Below are 19,100 nucleotides of genomic sequence, written 5' to 3' on the forward strand. Positions count from 1 at the left end.
CCCGGAGAGGTGACCACGCCGCGGGCGGCTGCGCCCTCGATGCCCTCGATGCTCATGGGGGATGCGCTTACGCGCTCGGAAAGCGCTTTTCCAGTGGATTTGCGGGGACAGTGTGATCGACGCGGTCGTTCAAAGGGCCTCGATCCGGGCGAAGCCGCGCGCGGCGAGTGCGGGGGCGAGCGCATCGGTGCGCGAGTCGCGGCGGGTGAAGACCGCGAGGTCGTCGCCGCCGCGGGCGAAGTCCTGCCCTTCGGTCAGGTGGGCGATCCGGCGGGCGATGCCGGGGCCGCCATCGACGAAGCGCAACGGATGGGGAGCGGCCTGCGCCAGTTCTTCGGCGACGAGCGGGAAATGGGTGCAGGCGTTGACGACGACGTCGATCGCGTCGCCGCCGGGCTGCGCGAAGAGCCCCGCGATCGCTTCCCGGAACGCGGACGGCGGAGGCGCCTCGCCGCGCAGCTTCGCCTCGGCGAGCTCGACAAGCGCGGCGGAGCCGTGGCGGATCACGCGGCAGTCGGCGGCGAAGCGGGTCGCGAGATCGGTGACATAGGCCTGCCGCACCGTCGCGTCGGTGCCGAGCACGCCGATCGTGCGCGTGATGCTGAGCGCGGCGGCGGGCCTGATCGCGGGGACGGTGCCGACGACGGGCAGGTCTAGCGCAGCGCGGACCGCACCGAGTGCGATCGTCGAGGCGGTGTTGCACGCGATCACGATGAGCCGCGGGCGATAGCGTTCGGCGAGGCGACCGAGCAGCGCGGGAACGCGCGCGGCGATCTCCGCCTCGCTGCGCGTGCCATAGGGGAAGCCGGCCGAATCGGCGGCGTAGACGAACCGCGCATCCGGCAGCGCGGCGCGCGCGGGTCCGGCGATCGAGAGCCCGCCGACGCCCGAATCGAAAAACAGGATCGGTCGCGTATCGGTCATCGTCGGGGCGCATAGCGGGTGCGTGCGACTTGATACAGGTCGGTGGCATCGCGCCGGGCGATCGGCTAACACAGGAACATAAGGGGTTCTATCGTGCCGACCGAAGTCATCTGGATGCCACCCGTCGCGGCGCTGCTGCTGGGCTATCTGCTCGGTTCGATCCCGTTCGGGGTGATCCTGACGCGGGCGTTCGGTGCGGGGGACCTGCGGACGATCGGATCGGGCAATATCGGCGCGACGAACGTGCTGCGCACCGGGCGCAAGGGGCTGGCGGCGGCGACTCTGCTGCTCGACCTGCTCAAGGGTGCGGCGGCGGTGTGGCTGGTCGCGTGGCTGTTCCCGGGTGACGCGCAGCTGGCGGCGGCGGGCGCGTTCGTCGGGCATTGCTTCCCGGTGTGGCTCAAGTTCCGCGGCGGCAAGGGCGTCGCGACGCTGATGGGGATCGCGCTGGCGCTCGCGCCGGTGGTGGGGCTGGTCTATGCGGTCGTGTGGCTGGGGCTGCTGGCGGCGATGCGGATTTCCTCGCTGTCCGGGATGGCGGCGGCGGTCGCGGCGCCGGTCGCGGCGGCGGCGATCGGGCGGTTCGATATCGTGCCGCTGCTGATCGCGCTGGCGGTGATCGTGCTGTGGAACCACCGCGCCAACATCGCGCGGCTGGTCGACGGCACCGAGCCCAGGGTGGGGCGCGGCAAGACGACCGGGACCGCCTGAGTGGACGGTGTCGAGTCCGGGGGCGATCCGGCGACCGCGCGGCTGCGGTTGATCCGTACGCCCAAGGTCGGCCCGGTGACCTATCGACAGCTGATCGCGCGGTTCGGTTCGGCGGAGGCGGCGCTCGCGGCGTTGCCGATGCTGGCGTCGCGCGGGGGCGGCGCAGCGCCGCGGATCCCCGAGGTGGCGACGATCCGGCGCGAGCAGGCGGCGGTCGCGAAGGCGGGCGCGCAGTATCTGTTCCTCGACGATGCGGCCTATCCTCCGCTGCTGGCGGAGCTGGAGAATGCGCCGGTGGTGGTGACGTATCGTGGCGACCTCGCATTGCTGCGGCGGCCGTGCATCGCGATGGTGGGTGCGCGCAACGCGTCGGCGGCGGCGTGCCGGTTCGCGCGGACGCTGGCCTATGACCTGGCGCAGGGCGGGGCGAGCGTCGTCTCCGGGCTGGCGCGCGGGATCGATACCGCGGCGCATGCCGGGGCGCTGGAAGGCGGGACGGTCGCGGTGATCGCGGGCGGGATCGACGTGGTGTATTTGCGCGAGAATGCCGAGCTTCAGGAGGATATCGCGATGCGCGGCCTGCTGATCGCGGAGCATCCGCCGGGGACCGAGCCGATCGCGCGGCACTTCCCGTATCGCAACCGCGTCATCGCAGGCGTGTCGCTGGGGACGGTGGTGGTGGAGGCGGTGCCGAAGTCGGGCTCGCTCATCACCGCAAGGCTGGCGGGCGAGGCGGGGCGCGAGGTGATGGCGGTGCCTGGCAGCCCGCTCGATCCGCGCGCGCAGGGGTGCAACCTGCTGATCCGCGACGGCGCGATGCTGGTTCAGTCCGCCGCGGATATCCTCGAACAGGTGCGCCCGATCGACGCGCGGGCGGTGCGCAGCCCGGTCGATCGATGGCGCGCGCCGCCGGGGGAAGAGGCGGACGATGCCGCGCGGCGGGTGGTGACCGCGCTGCTGGGCGCGGTGCCGGTGTCGGTGGACGAGGTGATCCGCCAGTCGGGCGTCGCGCCCGCGATCGTTCAGATGGTGCTGCTCGAGCTCGAACTGGGCGGCCGGGTCGAGCGGCACGCGGGCGGGCGGGTCAGCCTGTCGGGGTGACGCGTTCGATCCGCCGCCAGACCAGCCACGAGATCAGCGGCGCGCCGACGACCAGCGCGACGAGCGCGAAGGCGGGGGCGACCATTCCGGCCACGAACGCGATTCCGCCGATCAGCAGCGGGATGAGGCTGGCGCGGCGATAGCGTGCGAACAGCGCCGGATCGACGCCGTCCTCCGCCAGCACCGGATCGGACGCGGCGACGATCAGCCGGTGGTTGACGAAGCCCAGAACCACGAGCCAGCCGGTGTAAAAGCCGATGCCAACGCGCAGCTCGACATATTCGCTGATGATCGCGGTGGGGAACGGCATGAACGCCACCGCGAGCAGGAGGATCAGGTTGGTGCGCACCAGCCGGGGGCTCGTGGCCTTGAGCGCGCCCATCACATTGTGGTGTGCCATCCAGAACCGGCCGAGGACGAGGAAGCTGACGAGGAACCCGATATAGTTGGGAAGGAGCCCCGCCAGCGCCTGTCCGAGCGCACCGTCGCTCACCGTCGGCAGGTGCGGCAGGCGGACCTCGATCACCAGCAGCGTCATCGCGATCGCAAAGACCGCATCCGAAAAGAACGTCATGCGCTCCAACTGGCGCGCCGCGATGTCGTCAGTCTTCGTCGTCACGCTTGTCCCCCCGGCGTCGCTGCGGCATCCATTCCGTGCGATGACGTTGCTGTCCACACCGAAATGGGTTTCCTGGTGGTTTCGCGGCGCCGCAGCATATGGCGTGCTGGCGCTGGTGCCAATGTATTTCCGGGCGCCGCCGGGGGCGGGCGAACTGGTCCATTACGGATTCGTCGGCACCGCGCTGGCGTTTCAGGTCGCGTTCTGGATCGTCGGTGGTGCGCCGGCGCGCTATCGCATGTTGATGCCGGTGGCGGCGCTGGAGAAGCTGGCGTTCGGTGTTCCGGTGCTGCTGCTGTGGTTCGGCGGGCGGGCGGATGGCGTGACGCTGGCGGCCGGACTGATCGACCTGGCGCTGGGTGCGGGGTTCCTTGTCGCATGGCGGGTAACGCCGAGAGCTTGACGCCACCCCGCCGACCTCTCCACCCTCGCGCGTACACGTAAGAGAGACCATTTAGCCCCTTATGCAACTCGTCATCGTCGAATCGCCCGCCAAGGCGAAAACCATCGAGAAGTATCTCGGCTCCGATTATCGCGTCCTCGCGAGCTATGGCCATGTCCGCGACCTGCCGCCCAAGGACGGATCGGTGAACCCCGATGACGGTTTCGCGATGGAGTGGGAGAATTACGCGGACAAGGCCAAGCAGCTCAAGGCGATCACCGACCTGTCGAAGACCGCCGACCGCCTGATCCTGGCGACCGATCCCGATCGCGAGGGCGAGGCGATCAGCTGGCATGTCCAGGAGGTGTTGCGCAAGCGCAAGGCGCTGCCCAAGGACGTCCAGCGGGTGACCTTCAACGCGATCACCAAGCAGGCGGTGACCGACGCGATGAAGGCGCCCCGCGCGCTCGACGACGACCTGATCGATGCGTACCGGGCGCGGCGTGCGCTCGACTATCTGGTGGGATTCACGCTGTCGCCGGTGCTGTGGCGCAAGCTGCCCGGCGCCAAGTCCGCGGGGCGCGTCCAGTCGGTCGCGCTGCGGCTGATCGTCCAGCGCGAGCGCGAGATCGACGTCTTCCGGCCGCAGGAATACTGGTCCGTGACCGCGGCGCTGGAGCAGGACGGGACTCCGTTCGTCGCGCGGCTGGTCCAGTGGCAGGGCAGGAAGCTCGACCGCCTGTCGATCGGCAACGAGGGCGATGCGCTGGCCGCGAAGACCGCGGTCGAGGAGGGGCGCTTCTCGGTCCAGTCGGTCGAGACGAAGCCCGCGACGCGCAACCCGCCGCCGCCGTTCACGACCTCGACCCTGCAGCAGGAGGCCGCGCGCAAGCTGGGGTTTTCCGCGGACCACACGATGCGGATCGCGCAGCAGCTCTACGAGGATGGCGCGATCACCTATATGCGGACCGACGGCGTCCAGATGGATCACAGCGCGATCTCGGCGGCGCGCCTCGCGGTCGCGAACCGCTACGACGCGAGCTATGTCCCGGACAAGCCGCGGATGTACACGTCGAAGGCGAAGAACGCGCAGGAAGCGCACGAGGCGATCCGGCCGACCGATTTCGGGCGCGACAAGGTCGGCTCGGGCGATCACGCGCGGCTGTACGATCTCGTCTGGAAGCGCGCGCTGGCGAGCCAGATGGCGTCGGCGCGCATGGAGCGCACGACGGTGGAGCTGGCGGACGGCACCGGGCAGCAGGTGCTGCGCGCGACCGGGCAGGTGGTACTCTTCCCCGGTTACCTCGCGCTGTACGAGGAGGGTCAGGACGATTCGGCCGATGAGGACGCCAGGCGCCTGCCGCGGATGCGCGAGGGCGATGCGCCTGCGAAGAAGAGCGTCGATGCCGAACAGCACTTCACCCAGCCGCCGCCGCGCTTCTCCGAGGCGTCGCTGGTCAAGCGGATGGAGGAGCTGGGGATCGGGCGTCCGTCGACCTATGCGTCGATCATCAAGACGCTGAAGGACCGCGCCTATGTCCGCGTCGAGAAGAACCGGTTCTTCGCCGAGGAGAGCGGGCGCCTGGTGACCGCGTTCCTCGAGCGGTTCTTCGAGAAATATGTCGGGTTCGACTATACCGCCGAGCTGGAGGAAGAGCTGGACGACGTGTCGGGCGGGCGTGCCGAGTGGCAGGCGGTGCTCGAGGCGTTCTGGCGCGACTTCAAGCCGCGCACCAGCGAGGTGATGGAACAGCAGCCCTCCGCGATCACCGCGGAGCTGGACGTGTTCCTCGCGCCCTATCTGTTCCCCGACAAGGGTGACGGCACCGATCCGCGGCTGTGCCCCAATTGCGGGGAGGGCAAGCTGGCGCTGCGCGGCGGCAAGTTCGGCGCGTTCATCGCGTGCTCGAACTATCCCGAGTGCAAGTACACGCGGCGGTTCGCGCAGGCGGGTGGCGAGGCGGCGGAGGATACCGGGCCGGAGACGTTGGGCACCGATCCCGAGACCGGTTTGCCGGTGGAGCGCAAGTCGGGGCGGTTCGGGCCGTATATCCAGCTGGGCGACGGCAAGGAGGCGAAGCGCGCGTCGATCCCCAAGGACTTGCCGGGCGAGCTGGACCTTGCGTGGGCGCTCAAGCTGCTGAGCCTGCCACGGACGATCGGGACGCATCCCGAGACGAATGAGGAGATCAAGGCGTCGATCGGGCGCTATGGTCCCTATCTCCAGCATGCGGGGAAATATGCGCGCCTTCAATCGACCGCGGACGTGTTCGAGACGGGGATGAACGCCGCGGTGGTGAAGCTGGCCGAGGCGGCGGCGGGCGGCGGGCGTCCGGCGCGCGGCAGCCAGGCGCCGCTCAAGGTGCTGGGCGCGCATCCGCGGACCGAGCTGGAGATCAGGCTGATGGAGGGGCGCTACGGCGCGTACGTCACCGACGGGACGACGAATGCGACGTTGCCCAAGACGATCGAGAAGGATGCACTGACGCTGGAAGAGGCCGCGCAGCTGATCGATGCGCGTGCGGCGATGGCACCGGCTAAGGGGAAGAAGAAGGCGCCCGCGAAGAAGAAGGCGGCGCCGAAGGCCGCGGCGGGGGAGAAGGCGGTGGCGGTGAAGAAGCCGGCGGCCAAGAAGGCGCCTGCGAAAAAGACCGCTGCGAAAAAGGCGCCGGCGAAAACGGCCGACTGACCCACTCCGTCATCCCGGCGCAGGCCGGGATCCACCGTGCCGCGGGTGCGTCGCTTGCCTTTCGCGCCTCTGCGTCGGTGGCGACGTGAACCCCGGCCTTTTGCCGGGGTGACGGGTAGGGGTGGCGGACCGGGCCGCTCGAATCAGGCGGCGCGGAGGCGGGTCGCGGAGAGGAAGGCGCGGGCGGCGGCCTGTGCGGTCGCGATCTCGCGTGCGGTCATGTCCTCGGAGATTTCGGCGCGCGCTTCCTGCGCGGCGACGTTGCCGCCGACCGCGGAGAGGTTGAACCATTTGTGCGCCTCGATCAGGTCGTAGGCGTCGCCGTCGGTCGAGTAGAAGACCCCCAGGTCATAGGCGGCGAACGTGTCTCCACGTGCCGCATCGCGCAACCGGCTTTCGACCAGGAACCGCGCGCTCTTCAGGCTGTTGCCCATATGTCGCCCCCATTCGTCACGGGAACCCTTCTCCCGTGACTGCGGTTCTGGCGCGATCGTGTCTAGAAATGGTTAACGGCGCGGAGAGCGCGAATTTTTCCGCGTCTCGGGGTATCCAGCCGGCCTCCCGGCCCGGTCGTTTCGAGCGCAGTCGAGAAGCGCGCCTCGGACGTCGCGGTACGTTTCTCGACTTCGCTCGAAACGAGCGGGCTACGTCCGGGCGCGTGGCTCAACCGATCGCGATGTTGTCGATCAGGCGGGTGGCGCGCAGCTTCGCGGCGGCGAGCAGGCGGCGGGGGCGGGCCGGGTCGGTCGTGGGGGCGAGCGTCTCCGCGTCGACCAGGCTGACATAGTCGACGACGAACCCGGCTGCGACGAGCGCGGCGTGCGCGTCCGCCAGTGCACGCCCGGCATCGTCGCCGCGTTCGATCGCACGCGCCGCGACGCCCAGCGCGCGGGGGAGCGCCACGGCTTTCGCGCGTTCCTCGTCGTCGAGATAGACGTTGCGCGACGAGCGGGCGAGGCCGTCGTCCTCGCGCTGCGTCGGGACGCCGACGATCTCGATCGGAATATCCAGGTCTTCGACCATGCGACGGATGACCGCGAGCTGCTGGAAATCCTTCTCGCCGAAGCAGGCGGTGTCGGCGCCGACCTGGTTGAAGAGCTTGGCGACGACGGTCGCGACGCCGTCGAAATGGCCGGGGCGGGCGGCGCCGTCGAGGCCTTCGCTGACGCCCGAGACCGACACATTGGTCGCGAAGCCCGCCGGGTACATCACCGCGACCGGGGGCATCCACAGCAGGTCGCAGCCCGCTTCGTTCAGCATCCGCGCGTCGGAGGCCTCGCGGCGGGGGTAGCGGGCGAGGTCCTCGTCCGCGCCGAACTGCCTGGGGTTGACGAAGATGGAGGCGACCACCTTCGTGCCCGGGCGACGTGCGGCCTCGACCAGCGCCATGTGCCCGGCGTGGAGCGCGCCCATCGTCGGGACGAGCGCCACGCGCTGCCCCTCGGCACGAAAAGCGGCGACGCTTTCGCGCAAGGCGTTCAAGTCCCGGACGATCTGCAAGCTCATACCCCCTCGTACTCCGAGCGCGGGGCTTCTATGGATGGGGGCGCAGCGGATCAACACAGGATGCGACGAAATTGCCTAGCGGGCCCCGGAACACCCATGTCATCGTCTTCGCCAACGAAAAGGGCGGAACCGGCAAATCGACCACCGCGGTCCACGTCGCGATCGCGCTCGCGGCGAAGGGCGCGGAGGTGGCGTGCCTCGACCTCGACCATCGGCAGCGGACGATGGGCCGCTATCTCGACAATCGCGCGGAGACCGTGAAGCGCACCGGCGACCCGCTGGCGGTGCCGCGCCACATGACCGGCGACGGATCGACGCAGGACGATTTCGATTCGAAGTTCGCAGAGCTCGCGAGCGGCGCGGACTATCTGGTGATCGACACGCCGGGCCGCGACGACCCGATCGCCCGCGCGGCGGCGAGCCGGGCGGATACGCTCGTCACGCCGATGAACGACAGCTTCGTCGATTTCGATCTGATCGGGCAGGTGCACCCGGAGACGTTCAAGGTGACGCGCCCCAGCTTCTATTCGGAGCTGATCTGGGAGGCGCGCAAGGCGCGCGCGAAGGCGGACGGAACGACGATCGACTGGGTCGTCCTGCGCAACCGGCTCCAGCATATCGAGGCGCGCAACATGCGCCGCGTGTCCGACGCGCTCGACCAGCTGGCAAAGCGCGTGGGGTTCCGGATCATCCCGGGGCTGGGCGAGCGCGTGATCTATCGCGAGCTGTTCCCGGCCGGGCTGACGATGCTCGATACCAAGAGCTTCGGCGGGATGGGGCTGGCACATGTCGCGGCGCGGCAGGAGCTGCGCGAGATGATGGCGGGGCTGGCGCTGCCCGAGCCCGCGGTGCCGCTGGTCGCATGAAGTGGATCGTCGCCGCGATCATCGTCTGGGCGGCGTGGATGCTGCTGCGCAAACCCAAGGCGAAGCCGAAATCACTGCCCGGTGAGGTTGAGGCTCGCGCGGTGCTGGGGGTCGATGCTGGAGCGGACGCCGATGCGATCCGCGCCGCGCACCGGCGGCTGATCGCGGGCGTCCATCCCGATCGCGGGGGTTCGGCGGACCTGACGCGCCGGATCAACGCCGCGCGGGATGTGCTCCTGAAAAAGGCGTGAGCGGCGTGGGGCACCGGTTCGCACCCGAAATCCTGCGCGAGTACGACGTTCGCGGCACGGTGGGGCGGACGCTGTTCGAGCGCGATGCCTGGGCGCTGGGACGGTCGTTCGCGACGATGATCCGGCGCGCTGGCGGCACGCGTGTCGTCGTCGGGCGTGACGGGCGCATCGCGTCGCCGATGCTCGAGGCGGCGCTGGTGGCGGGGCTCGTCGAATCGGGGGTGGACGTCGTGCGCATCGGTGTCGGGCCGTCGCCGATGCTGTATTATGCCGAGGCTACTCTCAAAGTAGATGGGCTAGAAGTGGATGGCGGCATCCAGGTAACCGGCAGCCATAATCCCCGCGACGACAATGGCTTCAAGATGGTCGCGCAGCACATTTCGGTCCATGGCGAGGCGATCCAGGCGCTGGCGGTGCTGGCCGAAGCTGGCGACTGGGAGAGCGGCACCGGCACGGTCGAGGACTTCGCGATCCGCGACGCCTATGTCGGGCGGCTGATGGCGGGCTATGCCGGTGGCGCGTACCGCATCGGATGGGACGCGGGCAGCGGTGCGGCTGGCCCGATCGTCGAGGCGCTGGTCGAGTTGTTGCCGGGTGAGCACCACACGCTCTTCACCCAGGTGGACGGCGAATTCCCCCATCATCATCCCGATCCGACGGTCGAGGCGAACCTGCGCGACCTGAAGCGTCTCGTCGCGGAGAAGACGCTCGATTTCGGACTGGCCTTCGACGGCGATGGCGACCGGATCGGCGCGGTCGACGCGAAGGGACGGACGATCTGGGGCGACCAGATCCTGTCCATATTGGCCGAACCTCTGCTGAAGGAACTGCCGGGCGCGGCGATCGTCGCCGACGTGAAGGCGGGCGACGCGCTGTTCGCGCGCATTCGCGCGCTGGGCGGACGACCGGTGATGGGGCGGACCGGGCACAGCCTGATGAAGGCGCGGATGAAGGAAGTCGGCGCGCCGCTGGCGGGCGAGATGAGCGGGCACATCTTCTTCGGGCATGAGTATTACGGGTTCGACGATGCGCTGTACGCGGCGGTGCGGCTGATCCGCGCGGTGCACCTGTCGGGCCGCTCGCTGACCGATCTGATCGACGCGATGCCGCCGAGCGTGTCGATCCCCGATACGCGGATCGCGGTGGACGATGTGCGCAAGGTGGCGGTGGTCGAGGCGGTCGCCCAAACGGTGAAAGGGCGGCTGGACGGCGCGGACGTCGACCGGACCGATGGTGTGCGCGTGACGACCGAGGACGGCTGGTGGCTGCTGCGCGCGTCGAACACCGAGGCGGCGCTGACGGTGCGCGCCGAATCGCGCGACTCGGCGGGGCTGGCGCGGTTGCTCGCCGAGGTCGATGCGCATCTTGCGGCGTACGGGGTGACATCGCGCGTCGCCTCGCCCACATGAGTGCGATGCGTCCCACCCCCAGCATCATTCGCGTCATCGACCTGGAAACCACCGGCAGCCCGCCCCCCGCGCACGGCGTGTGCGAGATCGGCTGGCAGGACGTCGCGCTCCAGAAGGACGGGCGCTGGGAGCTGGAGGGCGAGGGCGGTAGCCGGCTCGTCAATCCGGGGCGGCCGATGCCGCCGATCACCGAGGCGGTGCACCATATCCGCGACGTCGACGTCGCCGACGCGCCGTGGTGGGTCGACGTCGCGCGGCCGATCCTCGATCCGTGGCCGCGCCGCATCGCGCTGGCGGCGCACCGCGCGACGTTCGAGGAGCAGTTCTGCACGCCCGCGCTGACACATGGTGCGAAATGGATCTGCACGTGGAAATGCGCGCTGCGGCTGTGGCCGAACTCGCCCAGCTATTCGAACCAGGTGCTGCGCTACTGGCGCAAGCCCGAGGGGATGGTCCACGAACGCGGTCTGCCCGCGCACCGGGCGTTTCCCGACGCGTATGTCACCGCGTTCCACCTGCGCGACCAGCTGAACGAGGCAAGCGTCGAGCAGCTGATCCAGTGGTCGTCCGAACCCGGGCTGTTGCCGCGCGTGCGCTACGGCCCCGATCGCGGGAAGGAATGGCGCGAAATCGAGGAAGAGAGCCTCGTGAAGTTCATCACCGATCGCGATCCGGACATCCGCTTCACCGCGGAGACCGAGATGGCGCGGCGGCGTGGCGGCGGGCATGTCGGCCGCGCGACCGCGCAGGACCTGCTGCTGTGATGCGCGTGCGATGAGGGCGAGACTCGCGCGGCGTCTCGTCGTGCCCGAGGCGCGGGTCGGGCGCGTGCTGGTCGCGTTCACCGCATTGGGGTTCGGCGCGCTGCTGGCCGCTGCGATCGCGATCGGATGGATCACCGAGCGGGAGCAGACCTTCAGCCAGAGCGTGATCCACACGCAGAACGTCCGCACCGCGATCGGCGACCTGCAGATCGCGCTGGAGCAATCGGAAACCGCGCGGCGCGGGCTGTTGCTGACCGGGCAGCCGGTGTTTCGCGGGGCCTATGCGCGGACCACTGCCGAGCTTCGCCCGGGGCTGACGCGGATCGCGACGATGACCGCGGACAATGCCCGGCAGCAGGCGCGGGTGGCGCGAATCGCGACGCAGCTCGACCGGCTGGGGCCGCTCCGGCAGGCGACGATCGCGCTGGTCGATCGCGGGCGCGGGAGCGAGGCGCTGGAGCGGTTCCGCAACGATCCGAGCGTGACCGTGACGCGCGCGATCCGCGAGCGGCTGCGTGCGATGGCGGCGGACGAGATGGCACTGCTGGCGCTGCGCAGCGCGCGGCAGGAAACCGCGACGCAACTGTTCTACGCGATGCTGACGGGGGCGGGGGTGCTGCTGGCGATCGTCGCGACGCTGGCGCTGGCGATCGGCATCCGCAGCACGCGGGCGATCGCGGCGTCGCGCGACGCGGTGCGCGACCTTGCCGAGTCGCTCGAGGACCAGGTGCGCGAGCGAACCGCGGACCTGAGTCGCGCGAACGAGGAGATCCAGCGCTTCGCCTATATCGTCAGCCACGACCTGCGCTCGCCGCTGGTCAACGTGATGGGATTCACCGCGGAGCTGGAGGCGGCGACGGGCGCGCTGCGCACGCTGGTCGATCGTGCGGAGGCTGAGGCGCCCGCGCTGCTCGACGACGAGGCGAAGCTGGCGGCGCGCGAGGACCTGCCCGAGGCGATCGGGTTCATCCGCACCTCGACGCAGAAGATGGATCGGCTCATCAACGCGATCCTGACGCTGTCGCGGCAGGGGCGGCGGACGCTGGCGCCCGAGCCGCTGGACCTCGCGGAGATCGTCGGCGGGATCCGCGGCGCGCTCCAGCACCGGCTGGAGGCGGAGGGTGCGGAGGTGGCGGTCGCGGGCACGCTGCCGGCGCTCTCCAGCGACCGGCTGGCGATCGAGCAGGTGCTGTCGAACCTCGTCGAAAATGCGGTGAAGTACGCCGCACCCGGGCGACCTGCGCGGATCGCGGTGTCGGGCGAGCGGACGGGTCCGCGCGTGATCCTGTCGGTGACCGACAACGGGCGCGGGATCGACCCGAAGGACCATGAGCGCGTGTTCGATCTGTTTCGTCGATCGGGCGTGCAGGACCAGCCCGGCGAGGGGATCGGGCTCGCACATGTGCGCGCGCTGGTCTATCGACTGGGTGGGACCATTTCGCTGACATCGACGCTTGGGAACGGCGCGGTATTTCGCGTAACGCTGCCCGCAGACCTGAAACCGGAGCAAGATCCGCGATGAATGCGCACCAGTCCGTCAATATCGTGATGATCGAGGACGATGAGGGGCATGCGCGCCTGATCGAGAAGAATATCCGCCGCGCCGGGATCATGAACGACATCAAGCACTTCGTCGACGGGACGAGCGCGCTCGCCTATCTGTTCGACGCCACCGACGGCCCGTCGAAGAACGGACCCGCGATGGTGCTGCTCGACCTGAACCTGCCCGACATGAGCGGGACCGACATCCTGGCGAAGATCAAGGGCGACGACGGCCCGGTCAAGCGCACGCCCGTCGTCGTGCTGACCACCACCGACGACGCGCGCGAGATCCAGCGCTGCTACGATCTGGGCTGCAACGTTTATATCACGAAGCCGGTGAACTACGAGAATTTCGCGCAGGCGATCCGGCAGCTGGGGCTGTTCCTGTCGGTGATCCAGGTTCCCGACGCGACCGATTGATGGCCACCGCGCGGCTCCTCTACATCGACGACGACGACGGGTTGCGACGGCTGGTCGAGCGGGCGTTGACGCGGCGTGGCTGGTCGGTCGCGACCGCGGCGGGCGGTGCGGAGGGGCTGGCGCTGGCGGTGGCGGAGCATTTCGATCTGGTCGCGGTCGATCACTATATGCCGGGAATGGACGGGCTGGCGACGCTGGAGGGGCTGCGCGTGCTGCCGGAGCCGCCGGGGGTCGTCTACGTCACCGGCAGCGAGGAGGCCCGCGTCGCGATCGCGGCGCTGCGTGCCGGGGCGGACGACTATGTCGTCAAGGCGATCGGCGACGACTTCTTCGACCTGCTCGACGCGGCGCTCCGTCGGGTGCTGCGGCGGGTGGAACTGCACGCCTCCACCGTCGAGGCGGAGGCGGGGCTGCGCGCGTCGAACGCGCGGCTGGAGGCGTTGCTGGCGGAGGTGAACCACCGCGTGGCCAACTCGCTCCAGATCGTGTCGGCGATGGTGCGGATGCAGTCTGCGGCGCTGAGCGACGACGCCGCACGCGCGGCGCTGGAGGATACGCAGCGACGCATCGCGGCGATCGCGCAGGTCCACCGGCGGCTGTACTCGCAGGGCGACGTCGAGACGGTCGACATGCAGGAATATCTGTCCGCGCTGGTCGAGGAACTGGGCGAGACCTGGTCGACCGAGGCGTCTCCGCGCGCGCTGAGCCTCGCCGCCGATCCGATCCGGTTGCCGACCGACCGCGCGGTGTCGCTGGGGGTGATCGTGACCGAGCTGGTGAGCAACGCGTGCAAATATGCCTATCCCGGCGGCAGCGGGGAGGTGCGCGTCGCGCTGGTGCGCGAGGGCGACGAACGCTTCCTGCTCGCGGTGGAGGACGACGGCGTCGGGATGACGGGCGAGATCGCGCCGAAGGGAACGGGGGTCGGCACCAAGCTGATCCGCGCGATGGCGCTCAGCCTGCAATCGGCGGTGGAATATGACGCGACGCATGCGGGGACGCGGGCGACGTTGAGCGCGGCGGTGCGATGATCCCCGTGCACCCATGATCCGTTCGTTTCGAGCGAAGTCGAGAAACGTTGGCCGGGCGCTACGTTTCTCGCCTTCGCTCGAAACGAACGGAAGCCGCTCTAATACCTCGGCGGGGGGAAGTCCTTGAGCGACAGCCGGGTTCCGGGATGTGCGTGGTCGATCCGGAACACCGCGCTGCGACCGTCGCGCCAGAGCGGGATCAGGCCCGCCTCCAGCTTGGGATCATAGGCCGGGGGATCGATCAGCCAGACATAATCGAACGCGCCGCGCGGGAAGAGCGCGAGGCTGCGCGCGACGGGGCGCCACCATTCGCGTGCGCACTGGTACGGCGTCACCAGCTGCGAGGGATCGTGCGAGAAGCCGCGCGCGGGATATTTCGTGGTTAACAGCTGCGCGCCCGCCATCGACCACTGGTCGTTGGTATAGGCCAGCCGCCGTTCGAGCGCGAGCGCGGGCATGTGCTCCAGCCGCGACATCAGCCAGTCGTTGTGGCAGTTGGTGCCGACGAAGGTGACCAGCCGCGCGCCGCGGGGGACGTGGTCGAGCGCGGCGAGCTGGCGATCGTAGCTGCGGTCGAACATCGCGTAGCTGACGGTGGCGGCGCCGATGCGGACGAGGAAGAAGGCGAGCCCGAGCACCGCGATCGTCGTCGCGCCGCGCATCGTCAGGCCGTCTCGCGGGCGCAGTGCGATCACCGCGATCGCGACCATGAACGGCGCGAGCCGCATGTCGGCATAGGCGGAGCCGAACACGATCCGCGGCAGCACGACGTACATCGCGACGAGGAACAGCGCGGACAGCCCCAGATGCCGCGAATAGCCGATCGCGGGATCGCGGATGCCGCGGAACAGGACGAGCAGCAGGACCGCGACCGAGGCGATGTCGAACGCCTCCCACCGGTCGCGCAGGATCATCGTCAGCCAGTTGATCTTGGCGCGCCAGTTGAACCAGTCCGCGGTCTGCCCCGTCACGTGGTCGCCCGAGCGCCACGCGATCATCAGCACCATCGGCAGCGCGAGCGGGACGCAGCCGAGCCCGGCGCGGATCCAGCTTTCGATCCAGTGGCCGCCCTCGCGATCCTTGCGCAGATCGTGCTGGCGGATCATCTCCGAGGAGAAGGCGAGCACGCCGAGCACGCCCCAGCCGAAGGTGTGGCAGACCCAAAGCGCGCACGACAGCGGGACGAAGACGATCGCGCGCAGTTTCAGATGCCCCAGCCGCGCCATCCGCAGCCACAGCGCGAACATCGGCAACGCCAGCGCCATCGACAGCGCGAAATTTACGAAGCCGAACTGGAAGGGATAGCTGTAGGCGAGGGGGAGCGCGAACAGCGCGGTCGCGGGGATGCGCCCCTGCACCTCGCGGGATATCCACAGCAGCCCGCCGACGGTGAGCGCGGGGATCGCGATCACGATCAGCTTCACCGACAGTTCGAGCCCGAGCAGCGGCGCCATCGGCTCCAGCAGCAGGTCGATGCCGAGATTTCCGATCAGCGCCCACTGGAACACGTACCAGTCGCGCAGCCACGGCGCCTCAGCGCCCGACAACTGGACGCGCCAGCGGCCCATATGCCCGGGCAGGTCGACCAGCGGGGGGATGTCGGGCCACAGCAGCGGGATCGTCGCGACCAGCATCGCGGCGATCACGAACCAGCGCGTCTGCCACCAGTGAAGTGGGTCCGTCGCGTCCGGACGCTCGGTCTGCATGTCGTCAATCGCCCCGCCACGGGGCTGCCCGTCCCCCGTCACCGCACTCGATAGAAGGCGAGGCCGGTATCGCGCAAGGGGAGAGGTTCGAGCCATGCCGGGTGGCGGCCCTGTGCAAGCGCGGCGGCGAGGCTGGCGGGGTAGCGTTTCGCGACCTCGATCTCGGTGAAATCGGTAGGGCAGCTGGCGACATAGGCGACCCGCCAGTCGCGCGCGATGGTGCGGGCGCGATCGGGCGGGGACAGGAAGAAATCGTACATCGCGCGGTTGCCGCGGTTGTTGCGGTGGTATCCCGCCGCGACCGACGCGTGGTGCGATCCGCCGATGACGTACGCGCCCATGTCCATCGAGGCCATGACGGGGCCGGCGGGCCACGCATCGAGCTGGTGCCAGACGTCGCCGGCCTTGCACGCCTTCTTCGCCTCGCCCGCGATGCCGCCCATCGTCGCGGTGCGGGGGGCGAGCAGCGCCTCGAGCTTCATTGGCACCATCAGCCACACCATGCCGGCGCTGGCGAGCCACGCGGCGAGCGTGGAGAGCGTACCGCGGCGGCGCGCGGCGACGATCAACGCGGCGAGGACGGGAACGGCGAGCGCGCTGCCGAAATAGGCGCCGCGGACCTGGACGAGCATCACCGCGTCGCACATCGCGAGCGTGGCGAGGATCGGGAGCCAGCGGCCCCACGCGCCGCGGCGAGCAAGGACGACCGCAGCGACGCTAGCCACCACCATCATCCCGGCGACGGGGAGCGCAAGGGCGAGCGAGCCCTGTGCGAACAGCCCGCGCGCCTCGATCACGTTGTCCATGAAGGCGCGGCGGACGAACGGGTCCATCGGGCCGTAGGGGCCGGTGAGGCAGGCGGGGTAGGCGCAAAGGATCGCAGCGAGCGTGAGGCCGCCTGCCAGTGCGCCGACGGCTGCGCGGAGTGTGATGGTCGGCAAGCGCGGCGTCGCCAGCGCGAGCGCGGCTAGGACGGCGGCTCCTGCCAGCGTCGCGGTGGAGGAGGCGGGCGTGAAGGCGTCGCACCAGCCGGCGCTCCAGTAGCCGGGGCGGAAGAGGGCGAGGAGGGCGAGCGTCGTCGCGAGCAGGGCGGTAGCGAGCGCGGCGAGTCGAATGCGCTCGGCATCGCCGCGGATGGCCCACAGGATGAACGCCGCGGCGATCAGCGCGGCGGCCTGGGGCGCGACTTCGAGCCCGACGCCCATCGCGACGCCGATCGCGGCGCCCGCCGCCGCGCCGCTGCGCCATGAGGCACGCGCGGTGAGCGCGAGCGTGGCGGCGAGGACGAGGACGATCTCGATCGCGTGGTGATCGATCCGGCCGGGAAGGAAGAGGCTGTCGGCAGGGTAGGCGATCGCGGCCAATACCAGCGCGATCGGCGCGGCGGCGGGGCCGGCGATGCGGCGGGCGAGGCGGGCGGCGAGGAAGAGATATGCGGCGAACAGCGCGGCGGGGTAGGCGAGGATCGCGGCGAGTTCGGCGCTGCGCTCGCCGAGCAGCGGGCGCGTCGCGAGGATGATCGCGGCGGGGCCGAGATCGTTGACGCGCGACCAGTGCATCAGCGCGCCGCCGGGGGGAGCGAGGCGGTACTGCGTCCAGTCGTCGAAGCGCTGCCCCGCGATCCAGTCGCGGATCTGCGCGAGCCGCATCATGTCGTCGCTGTCGGGCAGCGTGAACCAGCGCAGCTGCGGCCAGTCGTTGATCGCCCAGCACAGCGACAGCAGCGCGGCGAGCGCGATGGCGATCAGCGCGTCGCGGCGGGCGTGGGATGGAGAGCGCATCGTGACGCGGGAATAGTGGGCAATGGTTAACCCTCCTTTAGGATCGGGCGAGGTAACTCCTCGTCACCGTTCGCGCCGAGCTTGTCGAAGGGCTGCCTTTCCTTTCTCGCGTCGAGAAGAAGGGCAAGGCTTCGACAGGCTCAGCCCGAACGGGTCGCAGAGACAGGGACCGTCCGATGAACCCCATTCGCCTCGATCGTCCGGGCCCCCACGCCGTCGCCCCGGCGATCGAGCTGACGATCGTCATGCCGTGCCTGAACGAGGCGGAGACGCTGGCGGTGTGTCTCAAGAAGGCGAACGCGTTTCTCGCCGCGTCGGACGTCGCGGGCGAGGTGATCGTCGCGGACAACGGATCGACCGACGGATCGCAGCAGATCGCCAATGCGATGGGCGCGCGGATCGTCGATGTGCCCGCGCGTGGCTATGGCGCCGCGCTGATCGGGGGGATCGCGGCGGCGCGGGGGCGCTATGTCGTGATGGGGGACGCCGACGACAGCTATGACTTCGAGGCGCTGGGGGTGTTCGTCGCGGCGCTGAGGGACGGCGCGGACCTCGTGATGGGCAACCGGTTTCGCGGCGGGATCGCGCGCGGGGCTATGCCGGTGTTGCACCGCTATCTGGGCAATCCGGTGCTGAGCGCGCTGGGGCGCGCGTTCTTCGCGACGCCGGTGAGGGATTTTCACTGCGGACTGCGCGGGTTCCGGCGCGATGCGGTGCTGGCGCTGGGACTGAGTGCGCCGGGGATGGAGTTCGCGAGCGAGATGGTCGTCAAGGCCTCGATCGCGAAGCTCGACATCCGCGAGGTGCCGACGACGCTGCAACCCGATGGCCGCTCGCGCCCGCCGCACCTGCGGACGTGGCGCGACGGGTGGCGGCACCTGCGCTTCCTGCTGATCTATGCGCCGCGGTTCCTGTTCCTGTATCCGGGGCTCGCGCTGATGGCGGCGGGGCTGGCGGGGGTGCTGGGGCTGTTGCCGGGCGACGTGCGGGTCGGTGCGGTCGAGTTCGGGGTGCACACCATGATCTTCGCCGCGATGGCGGTGCTGATGGGCGCGCAGCTCGTCGGGCTGGCGGTCATGGCGCGGCGGTACGGGGTGATCGCGGGGATGTGGCCGGAGAGCGGCGCGATGCGGCGGGTGAGGGACGCGTTCACCGTCGAGCGCGCGTGCGTCGTCGGCGGCGCGATGCTGCTCGCTGGCGTCGCGGGGGCGATCGCGGCGACCGGGATCTGGGCGGCGCGGGGGTTCGGGGATCTCGATCCGGCAGCGACGATGCGCCTGACGATTCCCGCGATGCTGCTGGGATGCCTGGGGTTGCAGACGGTGGTGACGGCGTTCTTCATCGGCCTGCTGGACCAGCCGGGGCGGTAGGCCCTCACCCTTCCCACCGCTAACGCGG

The 19,100-nt window shown here is 69.8% G+C and carries 18 protein-coding genes; 12 read left to right on the top strand and 6 right to left on the bottom strand.

Going from position 1 to position 19,100, the window contains the following annotated elements:
• Positions 1–129: 129 nt before the first annotated feature.
• Positions 130–924, bottom strand: a complete 795-nt coding sequence (murI, locus tag ACV7NO_RS06700) for a glutamate racemase (RefSeq protein ID WP_463405234.1) — start codon at positions 922–924, stop codon at positions 130–132.
• A 114-nt stretch (positions 925–1,038) separates the two neighbouring features.
• Here murI and plsY point away from each other — a divergent pair, with 114 nt between their 5' ends.
• Together plsY and dprA are read left to right on the top strand one after the other, a co-directional pair.
• Positions 1,039–1,635 (top strand): glycerol-3-phosphate 1-O-acyltransferase PlsY, encoded by a 597-nt coding sequence (gene plsY / locus ACV7NO_RS06705; protein ID WP_463407294.1) that lies wholly within the window; start codon positions 1,039–1,041, stop codon positions 1,633–1,635.
• Positions 1,636–2,736 (top strand): DNA-processing protein DprA, encoded by a 1,101-nt coding sequence (gene dprA / locus ACV7NO_RS06710; RefSeq protein ID WP_463405235.1) that lies wholly within the window; start codon positions 1,636–1,638, stop codon positions 2,734–2,736.
• On the opposite strand, the gene ACV7NO_RS06715 is transcribed toward dprA, so the two are convergent.
• Positions 2,720–3,355, bottom strand: coding sequence for a TMEM175 family protein (locus ACV7NO_RS06715; protein WP_463405236.1), 636 nt, complete (start codon positions 3,353–3,355; stop codon positions 2,720–2,722). The genes dprA and ACV7NO_RS06715 overlap by 17 nt on opposite strands.
• Positions 3,356–3,395: 40 nt before the next feature.
• Here ACV7NO_RS06715 and ACV7NO_RS06720 point away from each other — a divergent pair, with 40 nt between their 5' ends.
• Both ACV7NO_RS06720 and topA read left to right on the top strand, forming a co-directional pair.
• Positions 3,396–3,758, top strand: coding sequence for a hypothetical protein (locus ACV7NO_RS06720; RefSeq protein WP_463405237.1), 363 nt, complete (start codon positions 3,396–3,398; stop codon positions 3,756–3,758).
• 61 nt (positions 3,759–3,819) lie between these two features.
• Positions 3,820–6,426 (top strand): type I DNA topoisomerase, encoded by a 2,607-nt coding sequence (gene topA / locus ACV7NO_RS06725; protein ID WP_463405238.1) that lies wholly within the window; start codon positions 3,820–3,822, stop codon positions 6,424–6,426.
• Positions 6,427–6,569: 143 nt separating this feature from the next.
• On the opposite strand, the gene ACV7NO_RS06730 is transcribed toward topA, so the two are convergent.
• Together ACV7NO_RS06730 and panC are read right to left on the bottom strand one after the other, a co-directional pair.
• Positions 6,570–6,860: a hypothetical protein gene (locus ACV7NO_RS06730; protein ID WP_463405239.1), complete on the bottom strand. Its 291-nt coding sequence runs from the start codon at positions 6,858–6,860 to the stop codon at positions 6,570–6,572.
• Between the two features lie 229 nt (positions 6,861–7,089).
• On the bottom strand, positions 7,090–7,926 hold the full coding sequence (panC, locus tag ACV7NO_RS06735; protein WP_463407295.1) for a pantoate--beta-alanine ligase: 837 nt from the start codon (positions 7,924–7,926) through the stop codon (positions 7,090–7,092).
• Between the two features lie 77 nt (positions 7,927–8,003).
• Between panC and ACV7NO_RS06740 the strand changes: the two genes are divergently transcribed.
• From ACV7NO_RS06740 to ACV7NO_RS06770, 7 genes are read left to right on the top strand one after another with little or no spacing between them, the layout of a single operon-like run.
• Positions 8,004–8,798, top strand: coding sequence for a division plane positioning ATPase MipZ (locus tag ACV7NO_RS06740; RefSeq protein WP_463405240.1), 795 nt, complete (start codon positions 8,004–8,006; stop codon positions 8,796–8,798).
• Complete coding sequence (locus ACV7NO_RS06745) at positions 8,795–9,049, top strand: J domain-containing protein (protein WP_463405241.1); 255 nt, start codon at positions 8,795–8,797, stop codon at positions 9,047–9,049. The genes ACV7NO_RS06740 and ACV7NO_RS06745 overlap by 4 nt, the downstream gene beginning before the upstream one ends.
• Before the next feature lie 5 nt (positions 9,050–9,054).
• A complete protein-coding gene (gene pgmG / locus ACV7NO_RS06750; protein WP_463405242.1) occupies positions 9,055–10,458 on the top strand; it encodes a phosphoglucomutase/phosphomannomutase PgmG in 1,404 nt (467 codons plus the stop codon).
• Between the two features lie 5 nt (positions 10,459–10,463).
• A complete protein-coding gene (locus ACV7NO_RS06755) occupies positions 10,464–11,222 on the top strand; it encodes a 3'-5' exonuclease (RefSeq protein WP_463405243.1) in 759 nt (252 codons plus the stop codon).
• Positions 11,223–11,232: 10 nt separating this feature from the next.
• Positions 11,233–12,744, top strand: a complete 1,512-nt coding sequence (locus tag ACV7NO_RS06760) for a sensor histidine kinase (protein ID WP_463405244.1) — start codon at positions 11,233–11,235, stop codon at positions 12,742–12,744.
• Positions 12,741–13,184, top strand: a complete 444-nt coding sequence (locus tag ACV7NO_RS06765) for a response regulator (protein WP_463405245.1) — start codon at positions 12,741–12,743, stop codon at positions 13,182–13,184. Before ACV7NO_RS06760 ends, ACV7NO_RS06765 begins: the two co-directional genes overlap by 4 nt.
• Positions 13,184–14,215 (top strand): sensor histidine kinase, encoded by a 1,032-nt coding sequence (locus ACV7NO_RS06770; protein WP_463405246.1) that lies wholly within the window; start codon positions 13,184–13,186, stop codon positions 14,213–14,215. The genes ACV7NO_RS06765 and ACV7NO_RS06770 overlap by 1 nt, the downstream gene beginning before the upstream one ends.
• A 98-nt stretch (positions 14,216–14,313) precedes the next feature.
• Here ACV7NO_RS06770 and ACV7NO_RS06775 read toward each other — a convergent pair whose 3' ends face one another.
• Both ACV7NO_RS06775 and ACV7NO_RS06780 read right to left on the bottom strand, forming a co-directional pair.
• The gene (locus ACV7NO_RS06775) at positions 14,314–15,921 is read right to left on the bottom strand and encodes a hypothetical protein (protein ID WP_463405247.1); all 1,608 of its coding nucleotides are present in this window, start codon (positions 15,919–15,921) and stop codon (positions 14,314–14,316) included.
• A 38-nt stretch (positions 15,922–15,959) separates the two neighbouring features.
• Positions 15,960–17,702, bottom strand: a complete 1,743-nt coding sequence (locus ACV7NO_RS06780; RefSeq protein ID WP_463405248.1) for a hypothetical protein — start codon at positions 17,700–17,702, stop codon at positions 15,960–15,962.
• Positions 17,703–17,878: 176 nt separating this feature from the next.
• Between ACV7NO_RS06780 and ACV7NO_RS06785 the strand changes: the two genes are divergently transcribed.
• Positions 17,879–19,072: a glycosyltransferase family 2 protein gene (locus tag ACV7NO_RS06785; RefSeq protein ID WP_463405249.1), complete on the top strand. Its 1,194-nt coding sequence runs from the start codon at positions 17,879–17,881 to the stop codon at positions 19,070–19,072.
• The last annotated feature ends 28 nt before the right edge of the window (positions 19,073–19,100 follow it).

The organism is Sphingomonas sp. Ell38C01 (assembly GCF_055231975.1).